This window comes from Nocardioides dokdonensis FR1436, from assembly GCF_001653335.1.
Taxonomy (GTDB): Bacteria; Actinomycetota; Actinomycetes; order Propionibacteriales; family Nocardioidaceae; genus Nocardioides; species Nocardioides dokdonensis.
In genome coordinates this window covers 2,410,443-2,425,037 of sequence record NZ_CP015079.1, presented here as the reverse complement: position 1 = coordinate 2,425,037, position 14,595 = coordinate 2,410,443, and the positions used below count along the sequence as shown (strand labels likewise).

Genomic DNA, 14,595 nt, shown 5'->3' with positions numbered 1-14,595 from the left:
CGCACTCAGGACGTGATCTTGCGGACCGCGACGAAGGCCACGACCACGCCGACGACGGCGCCGACGGTCTTCAAGATGTTGTCCGTGCGGGGCTGCCCGGTCGCCGGGTCGACGTAGTGGGCCTTGATGGTCCAGATCTCGCGGCCGACGATCGTCTTGGGGCTCGCCCGGTGCAGCAGCTGGTCGATGGTGCCCGCCAGTCGCTCGCGGGTCTCCTCGATCTCACGCTCGAGGGCGCTGGGGTCCGTGGTCACGGCGTCACGCTATCAACACCGCCACCACCCCGCGGGCCCCCCGGTGGGGGACCCACCGTGCGGGGGTCGAAGCCGAAGGGCAGCTCGAGGCGGTGCGCCCGCATCAGGGCGTCGTCGGTGAGCACGTCGTAGGTCGCACCGTCGGCGACGACCTGGCCCTCGTGCAGGACCACCGAGCGCGGGCACAGCTCGAGGGCGTAGGGCAGGTCGTGGGTGACCATCAGCACCGTCACGTCCAGCGAGCGCAGCACGTCGGCCAGCTCGCGGCGCGAGGCCGGGTCGAGGTTGGAGGACGGCTCGTCGAGGACCAGCACCTCCGGCTCCATGGCCAGCACCGTCGCGACCGCCACGCGCCGGCGCTGCCCGAAGGACAGGTGGTGCGGCGGCCGGTCGGCGTACGCCGCCATCTGCACCTGCTCGAGCGCGTCCATCACCCGACGCTCCAGCGCCGCTCCGCGCAGTCCGAGGTTGTGCGGGCCGAAGGCCACGTCGGCGCGCACGCTGCCCATGAACAGCTGGTCGTCGGGGTCCTGGAAGACGATGCCGACGCGGCGGCGCACCTCCTGCAGGGTCTCCTTGCCGACCCCGAGCCCGCCGACCTCGACCGAGCCGGCTCCGGCGGCGAGGATGCCGTTGAGGTGCAGCACCAGCGTGGTCTTGCCGGCTCCGTTCGGCCCCAGCAGCGCGACCCGCTCGCCGCGGCGCACCCGCAGGTCCACCCCGTAGAGCGCCTGGTGACCGTCGGGGTAGGCGTAGGCCAGTCCCCGCACGTCCAGGACCGGCGGCTCGGTCGGGTGCACGCGTCCGAGGCTCACCGGTGCGCCTCGGGCTCGGGCATGGTGCCGGTGTAGCCGCGCGAGAGCATCGCGAGGTGCACCCGCTCGCCGCGCTCGTAGGAGCGGATGAACAGGGCGCCGGTCGAGCGGGCGATCACCGGCCACTGGCGGGGGTCGCGGGCGCGGAAGCCGCGGGACTCCCGGGCCACGCGCATCCGGCGCATCTCACCGGTGACGACGTCGAGGTAGCGGACCATGAACGACATGATCTGCACCAGCAGGTGCGGCACCCGCAGCCGCTGGAGCCCGGCCAGCAGGTCCTGCGGCTCGGTGGTGGCCGCCAGCGTCAGCGAGGCCAGCACGCCGAGCGTGGCGGTGGCCAGGATGCCCCACGCGGCGAGCAGCCCGGGTCGGCTCAGGCCGACGCCCAGCACCTGCACCTGCTCGCCGTACGCGACGAAGGGCAGCACCAGCGCGAAGACCACGAACGGCACCTCGACCACCATCCGCTTGAGCAGGTAGGTGGGCGGCACGCGGGAGAGCGCGACGACGCCCAGCAGCACCAGCAGGTAGGCGCCGAAGGCGGCGAACCAGTCGTCGGGGGTGGCCACGACGACGAGCATGAACCCCAGCAGGCCCAGCACCTTCAGGTGCGCCGGGGCGCGGTGCAGCGCCGAGTGGGCGTGGTAGTGCAGGCGGTGCCCGTGCCCGGCACCCACCTCAGGACCCGGTGCTCGTGGGGGTGTCCACGCTGTCGTCGGCCTCGGTCGCCCGCGGGCGGCGGCGTACGCCGTAGGCTACGGCGGTGCCCAGCACGAGGACCACGAGCACACCGGCGACGCCGGCGAGCCCGCCGCCGAGGCGGTCGCTGTCGACGAAGCCGCTGTCGTAGCCCGCGAAGGGGCCGTCCGCGGCGCCGTGGTCCTGCTCGGCGTCGGCGAAGCCGTGCTCCTGGGCGACCGTCTCCAGGCCGTCGGGGCTGCTGGCCGCGTAGAAGCTGATCACGCCGGCCAGCACGAGGGAGACCAGGAGGACACCGACCAGGACGACCCGGGTGCTGACCTTGCGGGTGGGCGCGCTCATGCGGGGACCTCCGGACGTGCGGTGCGGATCTCGAGCGGACGCTCCTCCAGCACCCGACGGGCCCCGCGGACCAGGTCGGGGCGCACGGCGATGATGCCGGCCACCGCCAGGGCGGTGATCAGCCCCTCCCCGACCCCGATGAGCGTGTGCACGCCGACCATGGCGGTGGTGAGGGTGTCGATCGGCACCGGCGCGGCGCCGCCGACGGCGTACAGCGCCACGAACAGCAGCGACGCGGCGGGCACGGAGACGAAGGCCCCGATCCCCGCCAGGACCGGGACCAGCGCGAGCTTCTTGGGCAGCACGGCCTGCAGGCCGCGGAAGACGCCGTACCCGACGACCACGGTGGCCACGCCCATCACGACGACGTTGGTGCCGATCGCGGTGATGCCGCCGTCGGCGAACATCAGGGTCTGCACCACGAACACGACGCTGGTGGCCAGCACGGCGGTCCACGGCCCCACCAGCACCGCGGCGACGGCGCCGCCCATCAGGTGCCCGCTGGTGCCGGCACCGACGGGGAAGTTCAGCATCTGCGCGGCGAACACGAAGGCGGCCACCAGCCCGGCCATCGGTGCGGTGCGGTCGTCGAGCTCGCGCCGGGCGCCGCGCAGCGACACCCCGATCGCGGCCACGGCGACGACGCCGGTGGCGATGGAGGTGGGGGCGTCGAAGAACCCGTCGGGCACGTGCATGGCCGCTCCTGGGCAGGTCTCGGGGCAGGTCTCGGGGCAGGTCTGGGGGCAGGTCTGGGTGAGGCTAGGTTGGACGCCGGTGCGACATCCTCGCCCAGAATACGTTGTTGCAAGTTGTTCGCAACAAGCCGCCATCCGGATTGCCCGCAGGAGGACCCGATGACCACCACGACGCCCGCCCCGCGCCTGGTTCCCGGTGACCAGGCCCCCGACTTCACCCTCACCGACGACACCGGCGCCCAGGTCACCCTCTCGGCGCTGCGCGGTCGCAAGGTGGTCGTCTACTTCTACCCCGCCGCGCTGACCCCGGGGTGCACCAAGCAGGCCTGTGACTTCACCGCGACCCAGGACGCCTTCCGCACCGAGGGCTACGAGGTGCTCGGCATCTCCCCCGACAAGCCCGAGAAGCTCGCGAAGTTCCGCGACGAGGAGGCGCTGGGGATCCGGCTGCTCTCCGACCCCGACCGGTCGGTGCTGACGGCCTGGGGCGCGTTCGGCGAGAAGAAGATGTACGGCAAGGTCGTGCAGGGCGTGATCCGCTCGACCTTCGTCGTCGACGAGCAGGGCGCCATCGAGGTGGCGCAGTACAACGTCAAGGCCACCGGGCACGTCGCCAAGCTGCGCCGCGACCTCGGGCTCAGCGACTGAGCGGGTCGGTGACCAGCCGGGCGTGCAGGTGCTCGTCGTGGCGGTGCCCGTCGGGGTAGCGGAAGGACTGGCGCAGGGTGCCCTCGAGCAGGAACCCCGCGCGGGTCGCCACCGCGCACGAGGCGTGGTTCTCCACGGCGTGGAACAGGTGGACCCGGTGCAGCCCCAGACGGGCGAAGCCGTACGCCGCCGCTGCCGCGGCCGCCGCGGCACCCACCCCGCGGCCGCGGGCCCACGGCGCCACCCAGTAGCCGATCTCGGCGTCGCCCTGCGTGAGGTCGATCTTGTGCAGCGACACCGATCCGAGCAGCCGGCCGGGCTCGCCACCGGGAGCGGGGGCAGCGACCGCCCACGACGCGTGGGTGCCGGTGCTCCAGTCGTTGCGCTCGGCCACGAAGGCCGTCGGCCCCTCCGGCGGCCCGGGGTTCCAGGTCGTGATCGCGGCGTCGGCGAAGGCCGCCACCAGGTCGGTCTCGTCGGCGCGCACGAACGCGCGCAGCCGCACCCCGGCGCCCTCCCACTGCTCCGGCGTCTTGCCGACCGGCGCGCTCACAGGCCGCAGCTGTCGCGCACGAAGGCCACGGCCGAGGCGGTGGCGCGCTCGCCCATGCGCACCAGCAGCTGACCTCCACGGTCGTCGAGCCGCAGCCCGACACGGAACGCGGTCGAGCCCCCGCCCTCCATGAACACGTGGTCGTCGCAGCGGGCCGCCCGGGCCTCCAGCGGGACCAGCAGCGGCTCCCCGTCGCTGCGCACCCGGACCCCCGGCGACCAGTGGGCCGCCCCGGCCGCGCCCAGGAGCGGCGTACCGCTGACGGTGTCGAGGAACAGCACGTGGCCGGGCTCCCCCGTCGGGCGCACGGCCAGGGTCAGGGTGCCGGTGCTGCCCCGCCGTCCGTCGTGGCGCACCGGCAGCCACCGCAGCCCGGCCACCTCCGCCACCGCCAGCTCCAGGCAGCGGGAGGCCAGGTAGCGCCCCAGGACGTCGGTCTCGTCCGCCACGGCGCTGCGCCAGGTGTCGCCCTCGTCGGTGCGCACCTCCACGCGCTGGGCGCCCCGCGGCGCCGGTTCCGCACCACAGGGCGGGCGTAATGGCAGGGGCAGGCCGAACCCGATCTGCGCCCCGGCGGCCATCGGCCGCAGCCGGTCACCCTCCAGCGGCCCGGCCAGCCGGTCGTCGAGGTAGCGCACCGAGGTCGGGACCTGCGCGGCCCCGGTGTCGTTCGCGACCCACACCTGCATCTGCCCGCGAGCGGCGTCGAGCGAGGACTGGCGCAGCTCGGCGTCGATCCCGGCGCCCACCGCGTCGGGGCGCGGCTCAGCGCCGCAGGCCGCGCCCAGCACGACCAGCGCGAGCGCGAGGGCGAGTGCCGGACCCACCGGGCGTGAGCGTGTCATCGCTCCTAGACTCCCACCTGCAGCCGGAGTGGTGGAACGGCAGACACGCAGGTTTTAGGTACCTGTGCCCCATGGGCGTGCGGGTTCGAGTCCCGCCTCCGGCACCCACGCACGAGCAGTCACTTCTGCACCATCGACCGGTCACTTCTGCACCATCGAGAGGTCACTTGCGGCCCACGCCGGGCCGCCCCCAGGTGCAGAACTGACTGCTGGGTGGTGCAGAAGTGACCGCTCGTCGGTCAGGCCGGGCCCTCCTCCTTGAGGCGGGGGGTGGTGGTGAGCTCGGGGCGCAGGCCCGTCTTGTCCGCGAAGAACTCGCGGATGCGATCCATGTCGGCCGAGACGTCGCCGGTGAGCGCGAACGTGGGCCCCCAGCCGACGCGTCGCGTGGGCTTGTCGACGAAGGCGAGGGTGACCGGCAGGCCGGTCTGCTGGGAGATCCGGTAGAAGCCGGACTTCCAGTACTCGCTCTTGCTGCGGGTGCCCTCGGCGGCGAGCCCGAGCAGGAACGTCTCGTCGGTCTTGGAGTCGGCGATGAGCTGGCGGATGGTGGCGCCGGGGTTGGCCCGGTCCAGCGGCACCGAGCCCGTGACGCGCAGGAACCAGCCCACCGGGCCCTTGAAGAACTCCTGCTTCACCAGCAGCCGGATCGTGACGCTGTTGTCCCAGGCCAGCAGGAGGGTCAGCACCCAGTCCCAGTTGGAGGTGTGCGGCGCACCCACGAGCACGCCCTTGCGCGGCACCTCCCCCACGGTGCGCCAGCGCACCAGTCGCAGCAGCACACGGGCGATGGAGCGGCGCAGCAGGAAGTGACGGTTCACGGCGGTGATCCTAGGGCGTCGGGTCGCTCCGCGTCGTCAGGCCGGCTCGTCGGCCAGCGCCGCGGCGACCAGTGGAGCCATCTCGCGCAGCGCCCGACCACGGTGGGAGAGCCGGTCCTTCTCCGCCGGCTCGAGCTCGGCGCTGGTGCGCTCGGGCTCGGAGTGCTCGTCGGCGACGAAGAGCCCGTCGTAGCCGAACCCGCCCTCGCCACGCACCTCACGGATCACGGTGCCGTCCATCCGCCCCTCGACGACCAGCTCCCCGTCGCCGTGCACGAAGGCGACCGCGCAGGCGAAGTGCGCGCCCCGGCGCACCTCGGGCACGTCGTGGAGCTGGGCGAGCAGCAGCGCGTTGTTCGCCGCGTCGTCCTTCGCCCGGCCGGACCACCGTGCGGAGAGCACGCCGGGCATGCCGTTGAGCGCGTCGACGCACAGGCCGGAGTCGTCGGCCAGCGTCGGCAGGCCGGTGGCCGCGTGCCCTGCGTGCGCCTTGAGCAGCGCGTTGCCGGCGAAGGTGGGCTGGTCCTCGACCGGCTCGTCGTACGCCGCCACGTCGTCGAGGCCGACGACCTCGAGGTCCGGAGCGTGCTCGCGCAGGATCCGCTGCATCTCCGCGACCTTCTTGGCGTTGCGGGAGGCGAGGACGACCTGCCGGGTCTCGCCGCCCCCGTCAGTCGAGCGGCTCATCGAGCCAGGGCCTCGGCCTGCATCCGGGTCAGGTCGACGCAGCCCTTGCCGGCGAGGTCGAGCAGGGCATCGAGCTCGGCGCGGTCGAAGGCGGCCCCCTCGGCGGTGCCCTGCACCTCGATGAACGAGCCGGTGCCCGTCATCACGACGTTCATGTCGGTCTCGGCGCGCACGTCCTCGACGTAGGGCAGGTCCAGGCGCGGGATGCCGTCGATGATGCCGACCGAGACCGCGGCCACCGACCCCGTGAGCGGCTCGCCCTTGATCGCCCCGGTGGAGCGCAGGTGCGCGACCGCGTCGGCGAGGGCCACGTAGGCGCCGGTGATCGCGGCGGTGCGGGTGCCGCCGTCGGCCTGGAGCACGTCGCAGTCGAGCTGGATGGTGTTCTCCCCCAGCGCCTCGTAGTCGACCACCGCGCGCAGCGAGCGGCCGATGAGCCGGCTGATCTCGTGGGTGCGACCTCCGATGCGGCCCTTGACGGACTCCCGGTCCGAGCGGGTGTTGGTCGCGGCCGGGAGCATCGCGTACTCCGCGGTGACCCAGCCCAGCCCGGAGCCCTTGCGCCAGCGCGGCACGCCGGTGGAGGCCGAGGCGGCGCACAGCACCTTGGTCCGGCCGAACTCCACGAGCACCGAGCCCGCGGCGTGGTCGAGCCAGTTGCGGGTGATGGTGATCGGGCGGAGCTCGTCGTCGGCGCGGCCGTCCTCGCGTGCAGTCATGCTCGCGACCCTAACCAGCCGGGCGTCGGGCGTCAGTGCCGGGGGAAGCGCGGCGGCCGGTACCCGCGGCAGCGACCCTGGTCCGCGCTGGGGTAGCGGGAGCGCACGGCGCAGACCCGGCGCATCATGTCGACCGCGTCAGCGGGCAGCAGCCAGCCCCGGCGCACGGAGCGATCGGTGGCGAGGCGCATCCGGCGCTGGTAGTCGCCGAACGTCGGGTAGCGCTGCGCCAGCTCCTGGTCGCTGAACGGCACCGTGATGCCGCCCAGCTGGCAGTCGTCGGAGCGGTAGCTCGCGACCGGCACCTGCATCGGCGGCAGCCGGATCCCGCCGCGCACGTTGTGATCGGCGTCGCGCAGCGGGGTCTGCCCGTCGGGGCTGTAGCGGTAGCGCGGCGTCGGCGCCGGCGCCACTCCGGTGCGCACCCACCGGTCGAGGCGGTGCAGCGCGCTGGAGACCGCGTAGCGGGTCGGCATGGTGGCCCCGGCGACGGTGCAGGCCGCCTGCAGCAGGTCGGGCACCTGGCCGTAGTTGCCGGCGGTCTCGATGAGCGCCTCGTAGCCGGCGCGGTCCTTCGGGGGCTGGTCGAGGACCCGGGGAGCCTGGCCGAAGACCTGCTGATGGCCGATGAAGAAGTCGGCGTGCGCGGACCCGGCCACCTCCCACAGCCGGAAGCGCGGGTCGTCGTCGGGGGTGCCGGTGCTCTCGGCCCAGTCGCTGTTCATCTGCAGCACGGGCACGCGCAGGCGCGGGCCGTACTCGAGGCCTCCGCCGCCGTGGATCAGGAAGCCGTCGATGACCCCGGAGCCGTCGGGTCGGGCGTTGACGAAGGTGTGCAGCCTACTGGCCGACTGCGACTGGCCGGCAGCGAGCACGCGGCGTACACGCAGCGGGCCGAGCGGTCGCACCGAGCCGACCCGGCGGGTCCGCACCGCTCGCGCGACCTGGGCGAACATGTCGGCGGCGTACGCGTCGCCCGGGTGGTCGAGGTCGGCGTAGCGCACCGGGTCCCACACCTGCGGGGTCAGCGGGGTGCAGCACAGGCCGGCCTTCTGCGCACTGACGTGGACGAAGGCCACCCCCTCGCGCAGCAGCATCTCGCGCGCCTCGAGGGTGTCAACGGCGTTCTCGAACTGGGCGGTGACGTTGACCCAGTCCAGCAGCACCGTGCCGTTGAAGTCGCGGCGCTGCTGCGGCCGGGTGATGACCACCCGGGTCGTGTACGGCGCCGTGCTGGCGCCGTCCGCCGACGTCGCGGTCCCGGAGACGAGGAGCTCGGACTCGGTGTAGCCGAACGGCTCCAGGTCGTGCCAGGAGTCCCACAGAGGGTGACCGTGCAGCCCGCCGGGCGGGGCGCTCAGCCTCGGGAGCGGCACCGCTGTCGCCGCCGGGCCGTCGGCGCGGCGCCCCGGGTCTTCGGGTGCCGTGCCGACGGCGGGAGCCGGAACCGGTGTGACCAGCAGGAACGTCAGGGCGAGCAGCAGCAGTCGGCGCACGTCCGGCTCAACGATCCGGGGCCGGTCGCGGCTACGGCGTTACTTCGGCTCGGCGCGCAGCAGCCGCAGCGTGCCCAGCACCAGCGGCAGCACCAGCCAGATGAGCCCGGAGGTGATCAGCTGGCCCAGCTCCTCGCCGGTGGGGACGTAGTCACCCTCGAAGAGGCTCGCCTGGGCGGTGTTGAACTCGATCCACGGCGCCAGGTCAGCGAACCACTCCTGGAACGCGCCGAGGATGCCGACGGCGATCGGCAGCACCAGCGTGTAGATGAAGTAGGCGACGATCGCGGCGGGGGTGTTCATCAGCAGCATCGCGATGGCGAAGCCGAGGAGGATGCCGATGATGTTCGCGATCACGAACCCGTTGACGATCAGGCCGGTCTCGACGTCCCAGCCGCCGCCGGCGATCAGCACGCCGAGCACTCCGATCAGCGCGGCGACCACGATCAGGCCGACCCCGAGCAGCAGCCCGGCGAGGAACTTGGCTGCCACGACCCGGGGCCGGTGCGGCTCGAGGGTGAACGTGACCAGCCCGGTGCGCTGGCTCCACTCGCTGGTGACCATCAAGATGATGAGGATCGGCAGGAAGTAGCCCAGCACGCTGCCGGAGACGAGCAGGAAGTCGCCGAGGTCGATGGCGCCCTCCGGCGCGATCAGGGCGTAGATCACCACGATCGCCAGGCACAGCGCCAGGATCGACCCGGTGAACCAGCGCCCCGCGCGGGTGTCGAGGCTCTTGCGCAGCTCGACGGTGACGAGGCGGCTCAGCGGGACCCGCGGGGTGCCGCTGACATCGAGCATGCCGGGCGCGCCGGCGTGGGTCGCGGGGGTGGTGGCGCTCATGCGGAGGCTCCCTGCTGGGTCGCGGCCTGGGGGTGGCCTTCACGTTGGGTGCTGGCGGTCAGCTCGAGGAAGAGGTCCTCGAGGCCGGCCGAGCCGGTGCGCAGGTCGGTGAGGACGAGGCCGTGCTCGGCCGCGGCGCGGCCGACGTCGAGGGCGGCGCACTCGGCACGCAGCCCCTCGCCGGCCGGGGTCACGGCGATCCCCTGGGCGCGCAGCACCTCGGCGAGCCGGGTGTTGTCGGTGGAGGTGACCAGGGTGCTGGCCGCCTGGCCCTGCAGCAGCGACTTCTTGTCGCCCTGGGCGACCACGCGGCCGCGGCCGATGAGGATCATCTCGTCGGCGATCTGCTCGACCTCGTGCAGCAGGTGGCTGGAGAGCAGCACCGTGCCGCCGCGGTCGGCGTACCCCTTGAGCAGCCCGCGCATCCACCGGATGCCGGCGGGGTCGAGGCCGTTGGCGGGCTCGTCGAGGATCAGCACCGAGGGGTCGCCGAGCAGTGCGTGCGCGATGCCGAGGCGCTGACGCATGCCGAGCGAGTAGTTGCGCAGCCGGCGCTTGGACTCCGGGCCGGTCAACGAGACCAGCTCGAGCATCTCGTCGATGCGTGAGTCGGGCAGGCCCATCGTGCGGGCGCCGATGGTCAGCACCTCGCGACCGGTGCGCCCGGCGTGCTGGGCGGAGGCGTCGAGCAGCACGCCCACGTGGCGTCCGGGGTTGGGGATGTCCCGGTAGGCGTGGCCGCCGATCGTCACCGACCCGCTCGTGGCCGGGGTCAGCCCGACCATGACGCGCATGGTGGTCGTCTTGCCCGCGCCGTTGGGGCCGAGGAACCCGGTGACCCGGCCCGGCTGGGCGACGAAGGAGACGTCGTCGACGGCCGCGAACGAGCCGTACTTCCTGGTGAGGTGATCCACGATGATCATGGCTCCACCCTGCCCGATGAAGCGCCCGTGGCGAAGCCGACAGGCGGGAGTAGGCCCGGGTCCCTAGGTCGACAGGGGGGTGACCGGGGACTCGTGCAGCCGCCTCAGAGCTCGTAGACCGCCCCGGCGCTGGCGAGCTCGATCGGTCCGTCGAAGACGGCCGTGGCCTCGGCGAGGGCGTCGGCGGGGTCGAACCAGGGCGGCACGTGCGTGAGCACCAGGCGCCCGACCTGACCGCGGGCAGCGGCCTCGCCGCAGTCGGTGCCGGTCAGGTGCAGGTGCGGCGGGTTGTGGTCCCCGGTGCGGAAGGAGGCCTCGGCGAGGAACAGGTCGACACCCTCCGCGACGGCGTCGAGACCGGCGCAGGGGCCGGTGTCGCCGGAGTAGCCCAGCGTCACGTCGCCGACCGAGATCCGCATCCCGAACGCCTCCACCGGGTGGTCGACCGGGATCGGGACCACGTGGAAGGGCCCGACCTGCACCGGGGCGTCCCAGACGTGGAAGTCGAACTCCTCGCGCATGCCGGGGTCGGGCTCGAGGTCGTAGCCGCGGGCCAACCGGTCGGCGGTGCCGACGGGGCCGTGGACCGGCAGCAGCGGCTGCTTGCCGGAGGGGTGGTAGCGCCGCAGCACGTGGTAGCCGCACATGTCGAGGCAGTGGTCGGCGTGCAGGTGGCTGATCAGCACCGCGTCGATGGCCAGCGGGTCGGCGTAGCGCTGCAGGGCACCCAGCGCGCCGCTGCCGAGGTCGACGACGACCCGCCAGGTGCGCGGCCCGCTGCCGTCGTCGTGCTCGGCCTCGAGCAGGTAGCACGACGCGGGTGACTCCGGGCCCGGGTAGGACCCGGAGCAGCCGACGACGGTCAGCCGCAGCGTCGGGGCGCTCACGCGAGGCTCCCGGCCAGGCCGGTCGCGGCCACCATCTCGGGTCCGAGGAAGCGCCGGCCGACGGCCGCGAACTCCTCGGGCTCACCGGTGGTGAGGAACTGGTGCCGGGGCTCGCCGCCGTCGCGCAGGAGGTCGTTGACGACCAGCATCTTGTAGACGTCCTTCGCGCACTCCTCGGCGGAGCTCACCAGGGTCACTCCGTCGCCCATCACGTAGGAGATGATGCCCGTCAGGAGCGGGTAGTGGGTGCACCCCAGGATCAGGGTGTCGACACCGGCCTCGCTCAACGGGTCGAGGTACTCGTGGGCCGCGGCCAGCAGGTCGTCCCCGGCGGTCACCCCGGCCTCGACGAAGTCGACGAAGCGGGGGCAGGCGCGGGTGGTCAGCTCCAGGTGCGGCGCGGCGGCGAAGGCGTCGTCGTAGGCCATCGACTCGGCGGTGGCGCGGGTGCAGATCACCCCGATCCGCCCGGTGCGGGTGGCGGCCACCGCGCGGCGGGTCGCGGGGTAGATCACCTCGACCACCGGTACGTCGTAGCGCTCCCGCGCGTCGCGCAGCATCGCGGCGCTCGCGGAGTTGCAGGCGATGACCAGCGCCTTGACGCCGGTCTCCACGAGGTGGTCGAGGCACTCGAGCGCGTACTCCCGCACCTGGCCGATCGGCCGCGGGCCGTACGGCTGCCGCGCGGTGTCGCCGAGGTAGACCACCGACTCGTGCGGCAGCTGGTCGATGACCGAGCGCGCCACGGTCAGGCCCCCGAATCCGGAGTCGAAGATCCCGATCGGGGCGTCCTTCGACGGCGGGGAGGACACAGGCGGCACGGGTGAAGGGTAGGCACAAGTCTCGTTCGCCCGCACGACAAGGCGGCACAGGTCACGTGTGGGGCGGGGCACGGCCACCGCGCCGGGCGCCAGCCGGGTCACCGGCGGGTGAGGGGCCTCAGGCCCAGAGCTGGCCCTCGAGCCGGTCCTCGGCGTCGTCCACCGTGCCCTCGTAGGCACCGGTCGACAGGTACTTCCAGCCGCCGTCGCACACGACGAAGGCGATGTCGGCCGACTCCCCCGCCTTGACCGCCTTCGCGGCCTGGCCCAGCGCGGCGTGCAGGATGGCGCCGGTCGAGACGCCGGCGAAGATGCCCTCCATCTCCAGCAGCTCGCGCACGCGTCGGACCGCGTCGCGGGGGCCGACGGAGAAGCGGGAGTCGATGAGGTCGGCGTCGTACAGCTCGGGCACGAAGCCCTCGTCGAGGTTGCGCAGGCCGTAGACCAGCTCGCCGTAGCGCGGCTCGGCGGCCACGATCTTGACCTCGGGCTTCGCGCGCCGGAAGAACCGGCTCACGCCCATCAACGTGCCGGTGGTGCCCAGCCCGGCCACGAAGTGGGTGATCGAGGGCAGGTCGGCCAGCACCTCGGGACCGGTGGTCTCCTCGTGCGAGAGCGCGTTGGCGGCGTTGCCGTACTGGTAGAGCATCACCCAGTCGGGGTGCTCGGTCGCGGTGCGCTTGGCCACGCGCACCGCCTCGTTGGAGCCGCCGGCGGCCGGTGAGGAGATGATCTCGGCGCCCCACATCCGCAGCAGCTGGCGACGCTCCTCGGAGGTGTTCTCCGGCATCACGCAGACGATCCGGTAGCCCTTGAGCTTGGCAGCCATGGCCAGCGAGATGCCGGTGTTGCCGGACGTGGGCTCCAGGATCGTGCACCCGGGCCGCAGCGTGCCGTCCTTCTCGGCCTCCTCGATCATCCGCAGCGCCGGTCGGTCCTTGATGGACCCGGTGGGGTTGCGGTCCTCGAGCTTGGCCCACAGACGGACGTCGGGGCTCGGCGAGAGACGCGGCAGCCCCACGAGGGGGGTGCCGCCGACAGAGGCGAGCAGGTTGTCGTAACGCATGGCGTACGGGGCTCCTCAGCGAAGGAAGTAGGCCGGGTCGAAGTCCTCGAGCGCGATGATCCGCACCCGCGGCAGCGGGGAGAGGAACGCGTTGACGTCGTCCTCGAGGTCGTGGACCTCCAGGCCCAGCCCGGTCAGGGCGGTGCTCATGAACTCGCGCAGGCCCAGCAGGCCCACCCGGTGCCCGGCGTCGAGCAGCGCTCCGGCCTGCGGCGCGAAGTCGCCGTCGTGGCTGCACAGCAGCACGTCGGCCGGTGCCTCCTCGCCGCGCTGGGCGATGGCCTCCAGGGTGCGCTGGATACCGACGTCGACGACCTTCACGTCGCTGCCACCCGACAGCGGCACCGGCCGGTAGCTCATCGCCAGCAGGGCCTGCACGAACGGCGTGTGCAGCTGGCCGCTGGAGGCGTTGAGGAAGAACAGGCCCTGGGTGGGCTGACCCCACAGGCTCTCGGCGTACGCCGTCACCCGCTCCCAGCGGGGTCGCTCCTCGGGGGTCGGTCGCCGCCCGTGGAGCGAGTTGCCGAGCGTCGCGTCGATGTTCTCGCCGTCGACGATGACGAAGGTACGACGCTCGGTCACGACGGTGCCGCTCAGCAGCCGCCGGCGACGGCCGGCAGCACGACGACCTGGTCGCCGTCGCTCAGCGACGCCTCGAGGCCGCCGATGAAGCGCACGTCCTCGTCGTTGACGTAGATGTTGACGAAGCGGCGCAGGTCGTCCTTGCCGTTCTTGTCCTCGACCAGGCGGTCCTTGAGACCGGGGTGGTTGGCCTCGAGGTCGTCGATGAGGGCGCTCAGGCTCGCGCCGGCACCGTTGACGGCCTTCTCGCCGCCGGTGTAGGTGCGCAGGATGGTCGGGATCCGGACCTCGATGGACACGCGTGACTCCTTGCTGGTTCTCGGTCGACCGATCAGGACGACCGATCAGGGGGATGCTTCAGGGAAAGGGGTTCAGGGCAGCTCGGCGACGACGGTGACCTCTTCCTCGCTCACCTGGCCGTCGACGATCCTGTAGGACCTGAACTCCACAGGGCCCTCGTTATTCCCGTGCTCGCGGGTGCTGACCAGCACGTAGTGGGCTCCGGGCTCGCTGGCCAGGCCGATGTCGGTGCGGCTGGGGTACGCCTCGGTCGCCGTGTGGGAGTGGTAGATCACCACCGGCTCCTCGTCGCGGTCCCACATCTCCTTGTAGAGGGCGAGCAGCTCGGCGGAGTCGAACTCGTAGAAGGTCGGGCTCCCCGCGGCGTTCACCATCTCCACGAAGCGCTCGGGCCGGTCGCTGCCCTCGGGGCCCGCGACGAGACCGCACGCCTCCACGGGGTGGTCGCGCTTGGCGTGCGCGACGATCGCGTCGTAGGTCTTCTGGTCGATGCTCAGCACGGCTCCACCCTAGGCGGTCGTCCCCGCGCCACGGTCGCGGTCCCGTTCGTGCGCTGCGTCGGGTGTCCATGTGGGAAGTGCGCGTCCGAGGGCCCG

20 protein-coding genes and 1 tRNA gene are annotated in these 14,595 nt (G+C 72.8%); 2 read left to right on the top strand and 19 right to left on the bottom strand.

Annotated features, from left to right (window positions below):
* Positions 1–5 precede the first annotated feature (5 nt).
* From I601_RS11495 to I601_RS11475, 5 genes are read right to left on the bottom strand one after another with little or no spacing between them, the layout of a single operon-like run.
* Entirely contained in the window at positions 6–254 is a 249-nt protein-coding gene (locus I601_RS11495) for a DUF3618 domain-containing protein (protein ID WP_068109673.1), read from the bottom strand.
* Positions 251–1,069, bottom strand: a complete 819-nt coding sequence (locus tag I601_RS11490) for an energy-coupling factor ABC transporter ATP-binding protein (RefSeq protein ID WP_068109670.1) — start codon at positions 1,067–1,069, stop codon at positions 251–253. Before I601_RS11490 ends, I601_RS11495 begins: the two co-directional genes overlap by 4 nt.
* Complete coding sequence (gene cbiQ, locus I601_RS11485; RefSeq protein ID WP_068109666.1) at positions 1,066–1,749, bottom strand: cobalt ECF transporter T component CbiQ; 684 nt, start codon at positions 1,747–1,749, stop codon at positions 1,066–1,068. Before cbiQ ends, I601_RS11490 begins: the two co-directional genes overlap by 4 nt.
* A 1-nt stretch (position 1,750) precedes the next feature.
* Positions 1,751–2,113, bottom strand: a complete 363-nt coding sequence (locus tag I601_RS21375; protein WP_068109664.1) for a PDGLE domain-containing protein — start codon at positions 2,111–2,113, stop codon at positions 1,751–1,753.
* Entirely contained in the window at positions 2,110–2,808 is a 699-nt protein-coding gene (locus I601_RS11475) for an energy-coupling factor ABC transporter permease (RefSeq protein WP_068109662.1), read from the bottom strand. The genes I601_RS21375 and I601_RS11475 overlap by 4 nt, the downstream gene beginning before the upstream one ends.
* A gap of 159 nt (positions 2,809–2,967) precedes the next feature.
* Here I601_RS11475 and bcp point away from each other — a divergent pair, with 159 nt between their 5' ends.
* Positions 2,968–3,456 carry a thioredoxin-dependent thiol peroxidase gene (gene bcp / locus I601_RS11470; RefSeq protein WP_068109660.1) on the top strand — a complete coding sequence of 163 codons (489 nt, stop codon included), beginning with the start codon at positions 2,968–2,970 and terminating at the stop codon, positions 3,454–3,456.
* Here bcp and I601_RS11465 read toward each other — a convergent pair.
* Both I601_RS11465 and I601_RS21190 read right to left on the bottom strand, forming a co-directional pair.
* The gene (locus tag I601_RS11465; RefSeq protein ID WP_068109657.1) at positions 3,446–4,009 is read right to left on the bottom strand and encodes a GNAT family N-acetyltransferase; all 564 of its coding nucleotides are present in this window, start codon (positions 4,007–4,009) and stop codon (positions 3,446–3,448) included. The genes bcp and I601_RS11465 overlap by 11 nt on opposite strands.
* Complete coding sequence (locus tag I601_RS21190) at positions 4,006–4,854, bottom strand: hypothetical protein (RefSeq protein ID WP_157520095.1); 849 nt, start codon at positions 4,852–4,854, stop codon at positions 4,006–4,008. Before I601_RS21190 ends, I601_RS11465 begins: the two co-directional genes overlap by 4 nt.
* 22 nt (positions 4,855–4,876) lie before the next feature.
* Between I601_RS21190 and I601_RS11455 the strand changes: the two genes are divergently transcribed.
* Positions 4,877–4,958, top strand: a tRNA-Leu gene (locus I601_RS11455).
* Positions 4,959–5,093: 135 nt separating this feature from the next.
* Here the strand turns inward: I601_RS11455 and I601_RS11450 are convergent.
* The 12 genes from I601_RS11450 to I601_RS11395 all read right to left on the bottom strand — a co-directional run bounded on the left by I601_RS11450 (position 5,094) and on the right by I601_RS11395 (position 14,499).
* Complete coding sequence (locus I601_RS11450; protein WP_084527502.1) at positions 5,094–5,675, bottom strand: 1-acyl-sn-glycerol-3-phosphate acyltransferase; 582 nt, start codon at positions 5,673–5,675, stop codon at positions 5,094–5,096.
* Positions 5,676–5,711: 36 nt separating this feature from the next.
* A complete protein-coding gene (locus I601_RS11445) occupies positions 5,712–6,362 on the bottom strand; it encodes a non-canonical purine NTP pyrophosphatase (RefSeq protein WP_068109653.1) in 651 nt (216 codons plus the stop codon).
* Positions 6,359–7,081, bottom strand: coding sequence for a ribonuclease PH (rph, locus tag I601_RS11440; protein WP_068109650.1), 723 nt, complete (start codon positions 7,079–7,081; stop codon positions 6,359–6,361). Before rph ends, I601_RS11445 begins: the two co-directional genes overlap by 4 nt.
* 32 nt (positions 7,082–7,113) lie before the next feature.
* Positions 7,114–8,577, bottom strand: a complete 1,464-nt coding sequence (locus tag I601_RS11435; RefSeq protein WP_068109648.1) for an alpha/beta hydrolase domain-containing protein — start codon at positions 8,575–8,577, stop codon at positions 7,114–7,116.
* A gap of 39 nt (positions 8,578–8,616) precedes the next feature.
* Complete coding sequence (locus tag I601_RS11430; protein WP_068109646.1) at positions 8,617–9,420, bottom strand: ABC transporter permease subunit; 804 nt, start codon at positions 9,418–9,420, stop codon at positions 8,617–8,619.
* Positions 9,417–10,343 (bottom strand): ABC transporter ATP-binding protein, encoded by a 927-nt coding sequence (locus I601_RS11425; protein WP_068109643.1) that lies wholly within the window; start codon positions 10,341–10,343, stop codon positions 9,417–9,419. The genes I601_RS11430 and I601_RS11425 overlap by 4 nt, the downstream gene beginning before the upstream one ends.
* 104 nt (positions 10,344–10,447) lie before the next feature.
* The gene (locus I601_RS11420) at positions 10,448–11,230 is read right to left on the bottom strand and encodes an MBL fold metallo-hydrolase (RefSeq protein WP_237089385.1); all 783 of its coding nucleotides are present in this window, start codon (positions 11,228–11,230) and stop codon (positions 10,448–10,450) included.
* Positions 11,227–12,051: a glutamate racemase gene (murI, locus tag I601_RS11415; RefSeq protein ID WP_068109641.1), complete on the bottom strand. Its 825-nt coding sequence runs from the start codon at positions 12,049–12,051 to the stop codon at positions 11,227–11,229. The genes I601_RS11420 and murI overlap by 4 nt, the downstream gene beginning before the upstream one ends.
* Positions 12,052–12,169: 118 nt before the next feature.
* Positions 12,170–13,117, bottom strand: a complete 948-nt coding sequence (locus I601_RS11410) for a PLP-dependent cysteine synthase family protein (protein ID WP_068109637.1) — start codon at positions 13,115–13,117, stop codon at positions 12,170–12,172.
* Positions 13,118–13,132: 15 nt separating this feature from the next.
* Positions 13,133–13,699, bottom strand: coding sequence for an NYN domain-containing protein (locus I601_RS11405; protein WP_218917658.1), 567 nt, complete (start codon positions 13,697–13,699; stop codon positions 13,133–13,135).
* An 11-nt stretch (positions 13,700–13,710) separates the two neighbouring features.
* Positions 13,711–13,998, bottom strand: a complete 288-nt coding sequence (locus I601_RS11400; RefSeq protein ID WP_068109632.1) for a MoaD/ThiS family protein — start codon at positions 13,996–13,998, stop codon at positions 13,711–13,713.
* 72 nt (positions 13,999–14,070) lie between these two features.
* Positions 14,071–14,499, bottom strand: coding sequence for a M67 family metallopeptidase (locus I601_RS11395; RefSeq protein WP_068109629.1), 429 nt, complete (start codon positions 14,497–14,499; stop codon positions 14,071–14,073).
* Between the last annotated feature and the right edge of the window lie 96 nt (positions 14,500–14,595).